The organism is Yersinia artesiana (assembly GCF_902726545.1).
Classification (GTDB): domain Bacteria; phylum Pseudomonadota; class Gammaproteobacteria; order Enterobacterales; family Enterobacteriaceae; genus Yersinia; species Yersinia artesiana.
Map to the genome: position 1 here is coordinate 1 of NZ_CACVAD010000079.1, position 15,050 is coordinate 15,050.

Here is a 15,050-nt window from a genome sequence, read left to right on the forward strand (position 1 = left end):
CAATATATAATTGAAATCAAATCCTAATATATTCCTATATCCAGATTTAATTGATGGTTCCTTTAATTTTATAGGTGTGACTTGATGCCAAATGGACGAATTTTTATCTATGTGAAATAAACCCTCCCCACACTCTAATGTGTGTGATTTAATAAACTCATCTTTTTCAAGACAATAGAGTTTGCTGGTTCCACCTTCAATATTATATTTATCAATAACTAATGCAGATACAATATAGTCACTCCCATCCTGATGTAGACCTTCTGGCGAATTTGAGACCTGATGTGTGGCCCCATCTATAATTAAAGATATTTGATGGCAAGTGATCCCAATTTTTTTGATTTTTCTTTTAGGTTCGCATTCACACAACATTTCGATGAATGCTTTAATGAGTAGCTGCAAAATTGCAGAATTGGCAGTGACCCGATCCATTGGAGGAAAATAACGAATTAATTGCCTTAAATCTAACTGATGGTCAGCGCTCTGGGTAAAGTTGGCTAATACAGGGATATCAATAAGATTAATATTCCATTTGTTATCAATATATTCAGCAATGAATTGACTCACCCCTCTTTTTCTAAAAGGTTTATAGGCATAAAATGTTTTTTTATCGGGCACAGATAATGTGGATATTAGAGATTGAATGCCTTTAGGTACCAAATAATCATCAAGATAGCATTGTGCCTCCTGCAAAATTAATTTTCTACTCGCGAAACGTTTACTGATAAGAAATCTTAATTGCGAAAATTTTATATCATTAGTGTCCCATGCTAATTTTTCAAATGATAGTTCATTTTTAATTGATTTTATATTTACACCAAATTCATTTATATTGAATTGAATTATTTTATATTTAATAGACATGGATGACCTATTCATCAGATTATTATTGATAAGTTATATTAATGTGAGCAAATAATGTAAAAATCATATATATTAGTTATGGTGCTTTATAATAATGAATTTAGTTTTATTTTTTATTTCTCTATTTTTATATCTCAAAGATCTCTCCGCGGCAAGCTTTTATAAATAGGCGTAAGAATGCATATTTTTCAAATTATTTATTAATGATGACTTTTTTATGGTTGGTTTTATAGTGGCATATTAGGTAATTAACATTTATAGATAACATAATCGCTTTATTTGTCTTTGTTATTGATATCATCCTTAATTTCTCGGCACCAGCCAAAGGAAATCAATCCTTCATTTAGGGTCTCAATATAATGTCAAAAACGTGATCTGCGCAAATGGAATGGCGTTTCATTTTGTGTATTATATTTTCAATGCTGAATGACATTTTCCATCATTTATAGTCACGTAACGTGATTTTACTTGGGTGTGTATGAGTTACTGAGGATCTCGAAATGCCGATTAATTTATTGGGTAAAACGCTATTGTTAGGATTAATGTCGTTTGTTGTATTAGGGACGGTGAATGCTGCGCAGTATAATGCAGTTGTTTCTACCACGCCTCAGGGAGACGAGTTTCCCTCGATTAATGCTGCACTGAAGTCGGCCCCTGCGGATGAGTCTCCTTTTGTTATCTTCTTGAAAAATGGAGTTTATACTGAACGGCTAGAAGTGACTCGTCGTCATGTCACCCTGAAAGGAGAGGACCGTGATGGGACAGTGATCGGTGCCAATACTGCGGCGGGAATGCTTAATCCACAAGGCGAAAAATGGGGAACTTCCGGCAGTAGTACCGTGTTGGTTAATGCCCCGAACTTTACAGCAGAAAATCTGACTATTCGTAATGATTTTGATTTTCCGGCCAATAAAAAGAAAGCGGACACTGACCCAACAAAATTAAAAGACACTCAAGCGGTGGCACTGTTATTAGCGGAAAATAGTGATAAAGCACGTTTTAATAAAGTAAAACTGGAAGGCTACCAAGATACGCTTTATAGCAAAACTGGCAGCCGGAGTTATTTCACCGATTGTGAAATCAGTGGTCATGTTGATTTTATTTTTGGCTCAGGTATCACGGTATTTGATAATTGTAATATCGTGGCGCGAGATCGAAGTGATATTGAGCCGCCTTATGGCTATATCACGGCCCCGAGTACATTAACGACCTCACCTTATGGCCTGATATTTATTAACAGCCGCTTGACCAAAGAGCCTGGTGTTCCCGCCAACAGTTTTGCTTTAGGGCGGCCATGGCATCCGACAACCACTTTCGATGATGGCCGTTATGCCGATCCGGCGGCAATTGGTCAGGCGGTATTTATCAATACGACGATGGATGATCATATTTACGGTTGGGATAAAATGTCTGGTAAAGATAAGCAAGGCGAGAAAATCTGGTTCTATCCGCAAGACTCACGTTTCTTTGAGGCGAACAGTCAGGGGCCAGGGGCAGCAATTAATGAAGGGCGTCGCCAGTTATCGGCGGAGCAACTTAAGGCCTTCACATTACCTATGATTTTCCCTGACTGGGCAGTTCATTGAAACTAAAATGGCAGCGATTCGCCACCCTTGAATTGGTGGATATCCAGCCGGTGAAGTTTCACTTTTCGCCATAATGTGGTGCGGCCTATCCCCAATAAGGCCGCCATTTCATTCAGTTGCCCCTGGCAGACTAACGCAGCACGAATAATGGCCTGCCTTTCTAATTCCTGTAGTGATAAGACCGGCTGAGGTTGTGGCATATCCGGTTCCAATAGCAATTTCTCGCCGAGCAGATGCTCTGGCAAGTCATTGAGATTTATGCGGTTGTTGCGACAGGCCATCGCGGCCCGTTCAACCACACTTTTCAGCTCTTGATCATTACCCGGCCAAGGGTATTGGCATAACTGGCGAATAACACTTTCGTCTGGCTGATATTGGCAGTGAAAATGTTGCCCAAGGCTGGCTAGCGTGTGCTGAACCAGTAGTGGAATATCTTGCTGGCGTTGGCGCAGCGGCGGGATATGCAGCTCAAAAGATTGCAGGGTATAGAATAGCTGGCGACGAAAACGGCCCTGTTTTACTAACAAGGGCAGGTCTGCGCCAGTGGCAGTAATGATTCGCACATCCACTGGGATCACCCGATTAGAGTTGACCCGCATCACCATGCCGGTTTTGACAATTTGTAGTAGAGCCGACTGCATTTCTGGCGATAAGTATTCGACTTGCTCCAAATATAAAGTGCCGCCGTTGGCTAATTCAAATTTGCTGGGCTGCCCAGATTCACCTTCACTGGCATCACAGCCCAAAAATTCCCGAGCCATAAGATTTTGCGGTAATGCCTGGCAATTCAATACGATATAAGGGCCGCTGGATCGATTGCTGGCATTATGGATGGCCTGCCCTAATTGTTGCTTACCGACGCCTTCTTCCCCATGCAGTAAAATGGGGTGTCGGCCTTTAGCCGCCTGTTTGCCATAACGAATTAAGCGGCGCATCTCCAGTGACGCCACTGGCATATCGTCAAAGGTATAACTGGCTCGGCCTAATTGATTGTGAACCATTTGCCGCAGTAATTCTTGTGGATGCAGAAGTGCAATAAATCCGCAGCGGTCGCCATCTGGAATAGGTTTGAGAGTCAACAAAGCAGGAATGAATTGTTGTTGATTTTCAAAGGTAACTTCCACATGGCTGAGTGGATGACGGTGCAAAATGGCCTGAGTTAGCAAGGCGGGTAGGGTGAGTAATTCACTGACAGGCTTGCCGAGACTGTTGGTTTCATTGAGTTGTAAGATAGCCGCCGCACGGCGGTTAAGGTACAGCAGACAACCGCGTTGGTCCCAAGCCATTACGCCATCTTCGACCCCATCCAGCAGGGCATTGAGTTCGTTCAGATGGCGGTTGGTTTCGGCCAATAAAGTATCGGCATGGAGGTAATTTCCAATTTCTCGGGCAATCGCCAGTGTCAGCGGCAGGTCACTGGCGGCGTTATCAACCAGTAAACTCCCCAGAACAATCACGGCCCGTTGGCGACCACTGTTGTCATACACCGGCGTGGCACAAAAGTGCCATGGGTGCAGAGCCTGCTTGAAGTGTTGCTGACCGCTGACCTGTATCGGATGCCCTTCGGCTATTGCCAAAGCAGGGGCATTGGTACCGATTAATCCTTCAGCCCAATAGCTGCCACAATCAATACCTAGCGTTTTTAACTGACTCATGGTCTGCGGATGACCGCATTGCCACAGAGTACAACCACTTTCATCAAGAATTAGCAGGACGCAGTGGCGCGACTCCATGTATTCATAAGCATCTTCCAGCGCGGCCTGGCCTAACACCAGTAAGTCATTTTTTCGCTGACAAATTGACTGAAATGTAGCTCCCGCAGCGCGGTGTGGCACACGCCATTGCTGGGGTTGCATCAATTTTTGGCAGCGCTGCCACGAACCGATTAGCGCCGGAGTGGCAACCGGCTCACTGTTGCTCATTGAGCGCCTTGGAGCCCGGATGCCGCCAATGGATTTGGCCCGGTAGAATCAGCTGATTTTGTGCCAAAGGTGTTTCTGCAATAAGGGCGGTGATCATCTCAAAGCTATGGCGCGCTAACCCTTGGCAATCCTGCGCGATGGTATCTATTTTTAAGGGTAAGCAATCGAACAGGTAGTGGTCATCAAAACTACAAAGATGAATATCACTGTCCATTAATTGATGCTGATTGAGATAGCGCAATACCCCTTCCAACAGGCCACAGGCGGCGGTAAATACTGCTTTGGGCGGGCGGCCTAATTGCGCGCAAAGCTGGGCAATCATTTCATAGCCGGAGCTGGGTAAGTAATGGCCATTTAAGATCCATTCGGGGCGGCATTCGACCCCTGCTTGTTGTAGCCCTTGCTGGAAACCCGCCAAACGGTCACGCGTCGGCGAGATCCGGGGCTGGCCGCCGAGAAAGTAAAATTCATTCGGATGTTGGCGAGCCACGTTTTCAACCAAGGCGCTGGTAGAGGCGATGGAATCGGTAATCACCAGCGGTAATGCTGATTCACCAATTAATCTGTCCATCTGCACCACTGGCAGACGAGCATTAATTTTTTGATATTCGCCGTCATTGAGCTGGCTGGACGCAACAATCAGGCCATCAACCTGGCGCTGTACCAAGCTGTTTACCGCCATCATTTCCTGGCCGGGATTCTCGTCGGTACAGGCAATAAGCAACTGTAACCCCGCCTCACGACACAACATTTCCAGCTCTCGCGAAATAAGTGCAAAGCCGTGGTTGGTCATCTCTGGCACCACCAACCCTATGGTGTGACTGCGGGTGGAGCGCAGCGAACGGGCATGGAAACTGGGCTGATAGTTATGTTCGTTGGCCAGAGCAATAATACGATCCCGCGTTTCATCTGAAACACGATATTCCTTGCTACGTCCATTGAGCACCAGACTGGTGGTCGATTTCGACACACCAGCCAGTTTGGCAATATCGTTGATGGTAATACGTTTATTGTTTTTCACAGATTAATGTTGTTCACCGAGTGAATCTGTCGCCTTGAAAGATAGTTCATTCTAACATGGGCGAAGACAACAGCCAGTGTTGCACACACAGTTCGGCACTTCCGCTGAAAATTGCGTGTGGCGGTACTGTCGGGAAGTAACTCGAGGTCATCACCGCTTCCCCCTGATTGATAAAAATCTCTATGCTGCAACGATCGCAAAGTAACTGTAATTGTTGCAATTGACCGCGCCAGTAACGGAATTCCCGCAATCCGGTGCGCAGATTATTACGGCTTAAAATCAAGCACGCACCATCCCACTCCAACAGCAATGTATTGCCCAATTCGAGGGTAAAAGGCGCACTGACGTCGATTATCATTTCGGCACTGCTGATAGGCAGATAAGGGGCATCCTGAGCACGGCCTTGCCACTGGGAATATTCATGTCGCAGCGCGGCTAACTCGCGGGCCGGTTGCTGAATCAGTTTGTCACCATTCAGGCTTAACTCGCGTGGGCAGGTCATGGTGTGGATCCAGCCATAGGCCACTGTCGGTTGGTAAAATTCATCTTCATCTGGAATGCCCATCCAGCCGAATAATAAGCGGCGACCATCTGCGGCCAGTGTGGTTTGCGGCGCGTAAAACTCAAAGCCAGCATCCAACTCGTGGAATGCCTGATGATTGAAGGTGGCATTGGCATAATCTAATTTGCCCAGTAAATAGCCTACCTGAAAGGTATTACGATAGCGTTCAGCTTCGGCTGGTATACCCTGTGGGCAGAAAATCAAAACATCTTTATCTGCCAGGGTAAACAGGTCGGGGCATTCCCACATGTAGCCAAAAGGCCCAAGCCCCCCCAGACCAGAGCCAGCTACCTCACCCAGATTATGCCATTCGCGCAAATCATCGGATCGCAGCAGCAGAACCTTACCTTGCAGTTGTTTGTCCTGAGCACCTAACACCATGTACCACTGGCCGTCGTGTTGCCAGACTTTCGGGTCACGCACATGTCCGGTATAGCCAGCGGGCAAGGGGAGCACTGGCCCTAACTTGTCGAACTCGCCCCGTTCGTTTTCCTGTGCCAGACATTGGAATGCAGTACGGGAGCCATCGGGGTATTTCACATTTCCGGTGTAAATCAGGGTGATAAGGTCATCAGCAATCACCGCCGAACCGGAGTAACAACCATGACTTTCATAGGCTTCGCTCGGCACCAATGCCACTGGTTGATGCTCCCAATGCACTAAGTCAGTGCTGCGCCAGTGGCCCCAATATTTACTGCCGTGGCGGCAATCCAGCGGATTCCATTGATAAAACAAATGATAATAGCCAGCATGATAGATAAACCCATTAGGATCATTCAGCAACCCGACACAGGGAGCTAAGTGCCAGCCCGGCCGGTGTGGGTCTTGTAATGCGCGGCCCTGACCGCGCATCACTGCCAGCGTAAGATGTTTAAGTAAACTGGCTTCTTGCATTATTCGCTGTCCGTTTTGTATTTAAGTAGCAATGAAATAATAAACGCAGCACCAAAGGCAATCACTAAACCAATCAGATAGTTAACAATTGAATTGCCTTGCACGATGGCGATGCCGGGGATGCCGGTCAAGCCCACTGCGGTCATATTGACATGATTGGCCACCACCCATGCGCCACCGAGTGCTCCGCCCGCCAGTGCTGCCAGGAAGGGTTTGATAAAGCGCAGGTTAATACCGAAAATAGCCGCTTCAGTTATCCCCAGCATGGCGGAAAATGCCGAGGGGATCACAATGGCTTTAATTTTGGCATCACGAGTTTTAAAGTAGACCGCCAGACAAGCTCCACCTTGCGCAACATTCGCCATCGACCAGATAGGCAGCAGGAAGTTAACGCCAATATTGGGATTACCCAATAAGCCTGCTTCAATTGCATGGAAACTATGGTGAATACCGGTGATCACGATAACAGAATATAGCCCACCAAATAGCAATCCAGCCAGCCAACCGGCATGGGTAATCAGGGTGCTGAGTACCAGTGAAATGCCATCACCCAGCACGCGTCCGGCAGGGCCAATAAACAGCAGTGCAACAAATCCGGTAATAATGACGGTTAAAAATGGCGTGAGAATCAAATCCAGCGCATCTGGGATAATCTTGCGCAGGCGCTTTTCCAACATACTCATAAACCACACGGCGAGCAGGACGGGGAATACCGTGCCCTGATAGCCAATCATCGCCACCTCCATCCCGAAGAAGTTCATGGTATGGAAACCGCCCGCCACTCCCCAGGCATTGGTCAGTGCCGGATGGGTCAGAATACCGCCCAGCGTGGCCCCCAGATAGGGGTTACCGCCAAACTCTTTGGCTGCGGTAAAACCAATCAAAATCGGCAAAATAATGAAAGCAGCGGAGCTAAACATATCCAACATGATAAATAGCGCGCTGTTGGCATCGGCCCAGCCATAGGTTTTCACCATGCCGAGCAAACCCATCAACAAACCGGAGGCCACAATCGCCGGAATGATCGGCACAAAAATATTAGACAGCAGCCGGGCAATGCGTTGGAATGGATTTAGCTTGCGGGCAGCCGCATCGGCCGCTTCTGATTTACTGGATTCGCTAATCCCCGCCACTTTAATAAATTCGGCATACACTTTATTCACCAGCCCGGTGCCGAAAATAATCTGCAATTGCCCTGCATTACTAAAACAGCCTTTAACGCCTTCGACTTTCTCTACCGCTGATTTTTGTACCAGCGAGTCATCAGCCAATACCAAACGCAGGCGTGTTGCACAGTGCGCTGCGCTGACAATATTGTCTTTGCCGCCGAGCAATGGGAGTAGAGCCTTTGCGGTCTCATTAATATTCATTATATCCCTCGCATATAAATTAGGTTACCCGCCGTGGCAGCCAATCCCTGCCGACGGCGGGGAATGATCAGAACCAGGTTTCCATCTGGATACCAAAGTTCCATTGACCGCCGGCGGCAAAATCATTTTTACCGAAGGCATCATCCTTGGCGTAGTTATCCAGATCTTGACTCCAATCCATGTAGGTCGCGAAGACGCGTATTTCTGGGCGGCTAAAGAAGTTACTGATATCGCCCGCTTTAAAGGTCGGGGCAAAGGTCAGTTTATAGAAACCGCCGCTGACTTTGTGATAATCCTTATATCCTTGCGGGTCGAGATTCATATATTGATAACTGCCTTCATATGCCAGAGCAAAGTTTTCGGTGATTTCCTGAATCAGGCGGGCGTTGAAGGTTACCCACTTATAACTATCACCCTCGACATATCGGTCTTTACTTTGCTGCGCCAATATTGCAGGTGCCAGGCTCCAGTTCTTGCTCAGCGCGGTGGTGCCGTAGGAGGCCAAGCGCCAGGTATCTGCACCGCTGGTCAAGTTGCCATCGGAGCCAATAGCTTTCACTTCAGCGCCCAGGCCGTGACCATATAACAAGGCGGTTTTAGATGTCCCCTCACGTAGCCCATAGAAGCTATCCCCGTGGTAGGCTACCATGCTGTGAACGCCTTTATCTGCGGCGTTGGTATTCACGGTTTCACCGCTATTTTGGCGAGCTTCGTTATCTTTAGCGCGCAGGCCACTCAGCATCCACTGGAATGAGCCGTTATTATGGGTGGATACATAGTTATTGGTGGTGAAAATATAGCTTTGAATATCGCTGTTAACATTCTCGATTTCGCCGTAATTACGGCCATATAGGGAGAAGTTACTCTTCAGGTTATCAGTCCATTTGATGTCATAAATACCGCCACCGGTACCGGCCAGGAATACCACGTCGGAATCCAGCCAATGAATATCAAAGTTATCGCGATCAAAGCGCTTACCGGCCCACAGAGTGCTGTCTTTGAACATACCATTGAAGGTGGGTAGGGTACCCAATTCGACGAAAGCCTGACGCACATTCAGGTCACTGCTGTCAGCTGTCCAGTCGTTATAACTACGTTGACCATCAGCCAGCATCACTTTGTAGCGAGTGGTCGCGCCGTTATCCAGTTTCTGTTTTTTCTCTAAATTCACTTCAACATAGGTATCGGGTTCATTACCTAAACGGCCAATTGCCCCACCGGTACTACCTGCCGGAGAAACATAAGGGCCACCTTGAGTGCCGGTACCGGAAGAGTTCATTAACAAACCGGAGCGCGCATAACCGTGGAACTCAAAACCATTGTCGCTTTGTGTTTTGCTTTCTAATTTCTCAGTGCGTTTAACAACTTGAACGGTTTTTTCTTCTGCCTGAAGGGTACGAGCTTCAAGTTTTTGTGCTTGTTTTTCTGCAATTTCGGCGCGGGTTTCTGCATTTTTTGCCCGTTGTTCTGCTTGCTGCAATCGCTGCTCTAAAGCATTAAGGCGGGCTTCTATATCCATATTTGATGAGGCTGCTGAGGCGGTGGGCGCTGCACAAGAAAGAATAAGTCCTATTGATACAGCAAGATAGCTTGGTTTTATCATCATTTTTATATCACTCGGTATGTGATTGATTGTATTTATGCTAAACAGCTAAACCGGTTTTTCATGGCTAACATACGGGCGATCAGTTGGAATTAGCAAAACATTTTGCTAACCCGATTCAGCTATTGTGATCTGCACTGCAAATTGAGTGGTGTGGTGAGGGAGGTCACGCTATGAAAGGGGTGAATCAGTCAGCGTGAAGCCGTTAAGCGCATTGCCGTGAGCTGAGTGTTTAGCAAAAACGGATGAACAGGAGAGGAAACCGGATGCCAACGCAGGGCATCCGACAGGGGGGACGGTTAGTGACTGCGTTGCAGAAAATGCGCCAATTCCTGCGCATTGGGTAGGGCGGTCATTGCCCCTTTGGCGCTGGTAGCCAGAGCACCGCATGCTTGCGCTTGATCGATAGCCGCACTTAAATCCTGGCTTTGGTGCCAGTTGGGCTGTTGCGATAATGCTGCCAGCAACCCGGCAACAAAGGCATCTCCGGCCCCGGTGGTGTCTATCGGGGTGATTTTCCGGCTGGCATATTTTTGCAACTTTCTGCGGTTATGTACCCAAACCCCCTCTGCACCCAATGTCACCAGCAATAATTTACAGGAATAGTCAGCCATAACCTGCTCCATAGCTGTCGCGATATCCTGCTGCGGGCAGATAAAATCCAGTTCTTCCCGTGACAGTTTTACCACATCGGCTAACTGCAATGCTTGTTGCAGACAGGGGAGTAACTCTTGTGGTTGACGCCAAATATCAGCACGAATATTGGGATCAAAACTAACCCAACCTCCATCGGCTTTGATGCGGCGCATAGCCTCAAATGCGGTGCTGCGGCTGGGTTCCTGACTCAATGCAATGGAACACAGATGCAGCCATTGGTTGGGTTTAAATTCAGGTAAATCATCAGGCTGAAGAAATAAATCAGCACTTGGCATCACCATAAATGTAAATGTGCGCTCGCCATGCTGATCCAAATCCACAACAACAGTTGAGGTTCGATGCTCTGCATCCAGCGTCATGGCACGAGTATCAACATTTTCCTGCTGTAAAACCTGCTGCATAAAACGGCCAAAGCTGTCTTGCCCAACTCGGCCAATAAATGCACTTTTACCCCCCAATCTGGCAATACCTACCGCGACATTGGCGGGTGCACCACCTGGACATTTTAGGTAACTATTTGAATTTTCAGGAACTAGATCAATAGCAGCATCGCCCAAAACCCAAACGGTATTCTCCATGATAAACCCCTATTCTCTTCAATCCTATTTGTTGCTAAAAGTAGAAGAATCGGTTTAGCAAAGCAACAGAATAATCCACAATCCGATAAAAACAGTGAATGAGACGATGAAAAAAGAATTTATCGATACACCGCAGACAATGATTCAATTTCTCAAAAGATATGGATTATCATTAGCGTTCAATTTTTCCTAAAGGACATTTCATGCCCGGTCGCATTGTCAGCAGGTTTTTATCATTAGTCGCTATGTGTCTAGCAATAACGGCATCATTTTCTGTTTTAGCACAGCCGATTGTGGTGACAGATGTTGCCGGCCGGCAGGTGACATTAGCTCAGCCTGCATCACGAGTGATATTAGCGGATGCCAGAGCATTGATGGCATTGAATATTCTCCATCCGCAAACACCGCTAAAAGGTATTATCGCCTGGGATAACTCACTGAAAGTGAAAGCCGCCGATCTGGTGGAGGCGTACGCCAAAAAATTCCCAGAAGTAAATAAGATCCCGATGTTCGATAACCCCTATGTCACTGATTTCAGTGTTGAGCGGGCGGTATCAATGCAACCGGATTTAATTATTTTTGATACTGGATTGCTGGCAAAACTCAAAGCCAGTGGCGTATTGGCGCAGTTGGATAAATCGGGTATTCCGGTGCTGTTTATTGATTTCCGCCAGCAGCCGTTGACCAACACGGTTCCCAGTATGCAACTGCTCGGCAAAGTGTTTGGCGAAGAAAAAAATGCCGAAGATTTTATCCAGTTTTATCAGCAGCGACTTAACTTGATTCGTCAACGAGTCGCCACGCTAAAACCTGAACAGCGCCCAAGTGTTTTCATTGAACGCCACGCGGGTATGACGGGTGATGAGTGTTGTTCGACTTTTGGCAAAGGCAGTTTTGGGCAGTTTATTGCTGAGGCTGGCGGGAATAACATTGGTAGCCAACTGTTCCCGGAAATGGGCGGTGAGATTAACGTCGAGCAACTCATTAGCAGCAATCCTGACTTTTATTTAATGACCGGTGCTGACTGGAGTCGAGGCCATAAAGGCTCTGTAGCCGTGCCTTTAGGCTACAACACTGATACAGCGACAACACAGGCAAAGTTGACCCATCTGATGGGGCGAACTGGCATCAGTATATTGAAATCCGTGCAGGATAAAAAAGTGATGGCGGTTTATCACCAGTTTTATGATAGCCCGTTGAATGTGGTCGCTGTAGAAGCTATTGCTAAATTCCTTCATCCAGAATTATTTACCGATTTGGATCCACAGGCGGATTTGGAAATGATTCATCAAAAGTATACTGCTATAGATTATAGCGGCGTGTTTTGGGTCACTGCCCTGCGCCCTTGACGCCGCAGCGTTGTTAGCGGCACTCACTCACCCGAATCACTTACTTATGTAAGCTCATCGGGATTTGTTCATTTGCTGCCTAGCTGCAACGCCAATAGCTTTGGGCAGTCAAACAGCTGGCGCCCTTGACGCCGCAATGTGCTGCAATAACTCACGGTAAGTTATTGCAGCATTCACTACTACACTTAACCCTCTTATTCCAAATGGTTTTTATTCCCTCCCTTTCTGTTTTAGCAGCAAGAAATAATTCGTCTATTTGCGACAAAATTGATTTACTTGGGAAATGTAATCATTAAGATTAGCGTTCCCAAAAAATACAATCAGACACAACTCCTTTCGCAATAGGCCCAAAATGTTAACGTTTTCCCGTTTGTCTCTGCTGGCTGCTTCTGTCGCGCTGGCATTACCGGCTTTTGCCGCAGAGAAATCCTCTCCGCCAGCGACTGATAACTCAGTCGAAGCTAAAACGAATAAAAATGACACGCTTTCAGTGGTGGGTAACTGGCTTGATAATACGGATAACAGCACGGTTGTGTTGAATCACCCCGGTGCGCGCACTATCGTGACCCAGCAACGTATTCACGAAAAGGGTGCTCAGACCGTGGGGGATTCACTGCGTGGTATTCCTGGTGTTCAAGTGCGTGAAAGTAACGGCACGGGCGGCAGTGATATTTCGCTCAATGTGGGGGTTCGTGGCCTGACCTCTCGCTTATCTCCGCGCTCAACCATCCTGATGGACGGCATCCCGCTAGCAGTAGCACCTTATGGTCAGCCACAGCTATCAATGGCTCCACTTTCTATTGGTAACCTGCAATCGATTGATGTGATTCGCGGTGGTGGAGCAGTACGTTATGGGCCGCAAAACGTAGGTGGAATAATTAACTTTAACACCAAGGCTATCCCAGAAGACTTCAGTGGTGCCGTTAGCGCACAGACGCAGGGTGCTAGTCATGGCGGTTTAAAAACGTTGAGCAGCGCATCATTAGGCGGTACGGCAGACAATGGTTTTGGCGCGGCATTGCTATATTCAGGTCTACATGGTCAAGGGTATCGTGACAATAACGACAATACTGATATCGATGATTTCATGTTGAAGACCCGTTATCAGTTCACCGAACATGACGAATTACAGGCTAATTTTCATTATTATGAAGCACATGCCGGCATGCCGGGTGGGTTAACCAGTGCACAATATGCCCAGAATCCTTTCCAGTCGACCCGCCCTTATGACCAGTTTGATGGGCGTCGCCGTGATATGTCATTCAAATATATCCACCAGGAAGATGATCGCCAGTTTGAGTTGCTGACATATTTCACCAAAAGTTTCCGTGGCAGCAATATTGAATCTGAAGGGGCCGGTGCTAACCTCGGTCAGAAACGCATGGTGGCTTACCCGCGTAATTACACCACTTATGCCATTGAACCCAGCTATTCACAGCTATTCAGAATGGGCAGTAGCTCCCATGAGGTTACTGTAGGTTACCGCTATCTGAATGAAACCATGGATGAGAAAGCCTATCGCTCCCCTTGGTATAACCCTGCGACAGTGACTTCAATGCCCGCCACACCACAGTATTATCAGCACACCTCTGGCGGTACTGAAGCCCATGCAGTCTATATTGATGATGCCATCAATGTGTCTGACTGGACCATCACCCCCGGCCTGCGTTATGAGAATATTCGCACCAATGTGGATGATTCTTTTGCCAACACCCAACGTGAGCAGCACTACAGTGAGCCGCTTCCTTCACTTAATGTTATGTACCATATGTCCGATGAATGGAAGCTGTTTGCCAATGCCAACACCTCATTTGGTAGCATGCAATATTTCCAGCTCAGTAAAGGCGGCAATGGTAATGCGCCGGCTCCGGGCCTAACGGCTGAAAAAGCACATAGCTATGAAATTGGTACTCGCTTTGATGACACAGTGATGACCGGTGAGTTGACTCTGTTCTACATTGATTTCGACAATCAACTGCAATACATCAGCAATGATATTGGCTGGACAAATCTGGGGGCGACGACTCATGAAGGAGTGGAGCTGGCATTCAGTTATGATTTGAGTGAACTCAATTCAGTGCTGAATGGGGTAAGTGTTTACTCCAGTTACACCTACACCAAAGCAACCACCAAAAGTGGTGCTTTCGCCGGTAAGGACTTACCTTTCTATTCACGTCAGGTTTATACCGTGGGTACCCGTTATGAAACCGGTAATTGGGTCTGGAACCTGGATAGTTATGCACAATCTCAGCAACAGTCGCCGGGTTCTGGCCCGCAGTATATTACGACGGAGAGTGCTGATGGCCAGTTTGGTACTATTCCGGGGTACATGGTGTGGAATACCCGCGCTGAATATAATTTCGGGCCGGCCTGGTCAAATCTGACATTGGGTGCTGGAGTAAAAAACCTGTTTGATCAACGCTATTTCACGCGTTCCAATGATAACAATGCAGGTAAGTATGTCGGCGAGCCACGAACCTTCTTTGTGCAGGGATCAGTTGCCTTCTAAATTAGCTGTTTAAGATAAGTCCGGTAAGTGAGTCATTTACCGGGCTATGTATTCTTCTGTTCGTTTCGCGCGCCCTTCGGAATTATCTAATATAAATGATAATCATTATTCACATTATGAAATGTGAATAATATC

General features: G+C 47.1%; 10 protein-coding genes. 3 read left to right on the plus strand and 7 right to left on the minus strand.

The features are described 5' to 3' along the window. The coding region (locus HU019_RS19140) for a 2OG-Fe dioxygenase family protein (RefSeq protein WP_174849493.1) at positions 1-864 on the minus strand (864 nt) is incomplete at its 3' end. Positions 865-1,364: 500 nt separating this feature from the next. Here HU019_RS19140 and HU019_RS19145 point away from each other — a divergent pair. After that, on the plus strand, positions 1,365-2,450 hold the full coding sequence (locus HU019_RS19145) for a pectinesterase family protein (protein ID WP_174849492.1): 1,086 nt from the start codon (positions 1,365-1,367) through the stop codon (positions 2,448-2,450). A gap of 2 nt (positions 2,451-2,452) precedes the next feature. Here HU019_RS19145 and dhaR read toward each other — a convergent pair whose 3' ends face one another. The 6 genes from dhaR to HU019_RS19175 form a co-directional block, all read right to left on the minus strand. Further along, a complete protein-coding gene (gene dhaR / locus HU019_RS19150) occupies positions 2,453-4,372 on the minus strand; it encodes a dihydroxyacetone kinase operon transcriptional regulator DhaR (protein ID WP_174849491.1) in 1,920 nt (639 codons plus the stop codon). Next, a complete protein-coding gene (locus HU019_RS19155; protein ID WP_174849490.1) occupies positions 4,359-5,393 on the minus strand; it encodes a LacI family DNA-binding transcriptional regulator in 1,035 nt (344 codons plus the stop codon). The genes dhaR and HU019_RS19155 overlap by 14 nt, the downstream gene beginning before the upstream one ends. Positions 5,394-5,439: 46 nt before the next feature. Beyond that, entirely contained in the window at positions 5,440-6,849 is a 1,410-nt protein-coding gene (locus HU019_RS19160) for a glycoside hydrolase family 32 protein (protein ID WP_174849489.1), read from the minus strand. Then, positions 6,849-8,219, minus strand: a complete 1,371-nt coding sequence (locus HU019_RS19165) for a sucrose-specific PTS transporter subunit IIBC (protein WP_174849488.1) — start codon at positions 8,217-8,219, stop codon at positions 6,849-6,851. Before HU019_RS19165 ends, HU019_RS19160 begins: the two co-directional genes overlap by 1 nt. A gap of 67 nt (positions 8,220-8,286) precedes the next feature. Next, on the minus strand, positions 8,287-9,825 hold the full coding sequence (locus HU019_RS19170; RefSeq protein WP_174849487.1) for a carbohydrate porin: 1,539 nt from the start codon (positions 9,823-9,825) through the stop codon (positions 8,287-8,289). A 296-nt stretch (positions 9,826-10,121) separates the two neighbouring features. Continuing rightward, a complete protein-coding gene (locus HU019_RS19175; protein ID WP_174849486.1) occupies positions 10,122-11,057 on the minus strand; it encodes an aminoimidazole riboside kinase in 936 nt (311 codons plus the stop codon). Positions 11,058-11,260: 203 nt separating this feature from the next. Between HU019_RS19175 and HU019_RS19180 the strand changes: the two genes are divergently transcribed. Both HU019_RS19180 and HU019_RS19185 read left to right on the plus strand, forming a co-directional pair. Next, entirely contained in the window at positions 11,261-12,406 is a 1,146-nt protein-coding gene (locus HU019_RS19180) for an ABC transporter substrate-binding protein (RefSeq protein WP_174849485.1), read from the plus strand. A gap of 352 nt (positions 12,407-12,758) precedes the next feature. After that, positions 12,759-14,915 (plus strand): TonB-dependent receptor family protein, encoded by a 2,157-nt coding sequence (locus tag HU019_RS19185; protein WP_174849484.1) that lies wholly within the window; start codon positions 12,759-12,761, stop codon positions 14,913-14,915. Positions 14,916-15,050: the final 135 nt, after the last annotated feature.

Coding starts and splice junctions, on each gene's coding strand:
- HU019_RS19145 (WP_174849492.1), top strand. CDS start 1,365: ATGCCGATTAATTTATTGGGTAAAACGCTATTGTTAGGATTAATGTCG.
- dhaR (WP_174849491.1), bottom strand. CDS start 4,372: ATGAGCAACAGTGAGCCGGTTGCCACTCCGGCGCTAATCGGTTCGTGG.
- HU019_RS19160 (WP_174849489.1), bottom strand. CDS start 6,849: ATGCAAGAAGCCAGTTTACTTAAACATCTTACGCTGGCAGTGATGCGC.
- HU019_RS19165 (WP_174849488.1), bottom strand. CDS start 8,219: ATGAATATTAATGAGACCGCAAAGGCTCTACTCCCATTGCTCGGCGGC.
- HU019_RS19170 (WP_174849487.1), bottom strand. CDS start 9,825: ATGATGATAAAACCAAGCTATCTTGCTGTATCAATAGGACTTATTCTT.
- HU019_RS19175 (WP_174849486.1), bottom strand. CDS start 11,057: ATGGAGAATACCGTTTGGGTTTTGGGCGATGCTGCTATTGATCTAGTT.
- HU019_RS19180 (WP_174849485.1), top strand. CDS start 11,261: ATGCCCGGTCGCATTGTCAGCAGGTTTTTATCATTAGTCGCTATGTGT.
- HU019_RS19185 (WP_174849484.1), top strand. CDS start 12,759: ATGTTAACGTTTTCCCGTTTGTCTCTGCTGGCTGCTTCTGTCGCGCTG.